Here is a 1,834-nt window from a genome sequence, read left to right as displayed (position 1 = left end):
CGGCCGAGGCGGGGAGGCGGAGGCCTATGACACAATAGGCGATCCGCATCGCCAGGAAGCCTCGACCGTGACGCGCCGTCTGCTCATTCTCGTCGTGCTTGCCGCCGCGCTCGCCGCGGCATGCACGCTGACGTGGACGATCACCTGGCGGCGCGGCGTCGCCGAGCTGCAGCGTAACGCCGCGGTGCGCGTCGACCGCACCACCAACGCGCTCAAGAGCACGCTCGACCGCTACGAAACGCTGCCCTATCTGCTCGGCAGCCATCCGTACGTGCAGGACCTGCTCGCCGAGCCGAAGCGCGCCGACTACACCGCGCGCGTCAACCGCTATCTCGAAGACCTGAACGAACACGCGCACGCGACCGTCACCTACGTGATCGGCGCGGACGGCCTGTGCGTCGCCGCCAGCAACTGGCGCGCACCCGAAAGCTTCGTCGGGATCGAATACCGCTTCCGCCCGTATTTCCTCGACGCGATGAACGGCCAGGTCGGCCGCTTCTTCGGGATCGGCACGATCTCGCGCGATCCCGGCTACTACATCTCGCAGCCCGTGTGGCGCGACGGCAGGATCGCGGGCGTCGTGGTCGTGAAGCTCAATCTCGAATGGTTCCAGGGCGCCGATGCGTCCGAGCCGCTCGTCGTCGCGGACGATCACGGCGTTGTGTTCCTGTCGTCGGTGCCCGCGTGGAAGTACCACACGCTGCGGCCGCTCACGGGCCCCGTCGCCGCGTCGATCTACGAGACGCGCCAGTACGCGCAGCAGCCCGTCACGCCGCTGCCGCTGCGCATCGAGCAGGTGCTCGGCCCCGATGCGGAGATCGTGCGCCTTGGGGCCGGCCTGCGTGCGCCGCGCTTCCTCGCGAGCAAGCGGCGGATCGGCGAGCCCGACTGGCTGCTCGTCACGCTGGCGCCGGTCGCGCCCGTCGACGCCGATGCGCGCAACGCGACGATCGTCACGGGCTTCGGCTTCGTGTCGGTCGCGCTGCTCGCGTTCTACTGGCGGATGCGCCGCGCGCGCGTGCGCGAAATGATCCGCGGCCGCGCGCTGCTGCAGCAGGCGTATGCGGAGCTGAACCGGCGCGTCGAGGAGCGCACGGCCGATCTGTCGGAAGCGAACGAGCAATTGCAGAAGGAGGTCGGCGACCGGATCCGCGCGGAGCAGGAGCTGCGCGCCGCGCACGACGAACTGATCCAGGCGAGCAAGCTCGCCGCGCTCGGCCAGATGGCGGCCGGCATCACGCACGAACTGAACCAGCCGCTCGCGGCGCTGCGCAGCTTCTCGGACAACACGCGCGTGCTGCTCGATCGCGGCGAGCAGGGCGCCGCGCGCGAGAACCTCGAGGCGATCGCTGCGCTCACCGAGCGGATGGGCAAGATCACGAACCAGCTGAAGCTGTTCGTCGGCCGCGCGAAGCCGCGCAACGAGCGGGCGCTCGTCGTGCGCGCGCTGCGCAGTGTGCTGTCGCTGCTCGACGAGCGGCTGCGCGGCGTCGCGCTCACGTTGACGCTGCAGGACGCGACCGTGTCGCCCGCGCACGATGCGCCGCTCGACCTGGCGCGCGACTATCCCGAGCTCGTTGCCCGCTGCGAGGACCTGCGTCTCGAACAGGTGCTGATCAACCTGCTCGGCAACGCGCTCGATGCGGTCGCCGGCGTGGCGGCGCCCGCGATCGAGGTGACGATCGCGGTGTCGGCGGCCACGCTCGCGGTCGAGGTGCGCGACAACGGCTGCGGCATTGCGCCGGACCTGCTGCCGCGCCTGTTCGAGCCGTTCTTCACGACCAAGGAAATGGGGCGCGGGCTCGGGCTCGGCCTGGCGATCTCGTCGTCGATC

General features: G+C 70.4%; 1 protein-coding gene. It reads left to right on the top strand.

Annotated features, from left to right (window positions below):
• Positions 1–1,834, top strand: a 1,834-nt coding sequence (locus JYJ84_RS35695) for an ATP-binding protein (protein WP_205190214.1), incomplete at both ends; no start/stop codon positions are given.

The sequence above is a fragment of the Burkholderia sp. LMG 13014 genome (genome assembly GCF_905232215.1).
Taxonomy (GTDB): Bacteria; Pseudomonadota; Gammaproteobacteria; order Burkholderiales; family Burkholderiaceae; genus Burkholderia.
Note: the sequence above shows the minus strand (reverse complement) of the source record. Positions and strands in the feature narration are given on the sequence as shown.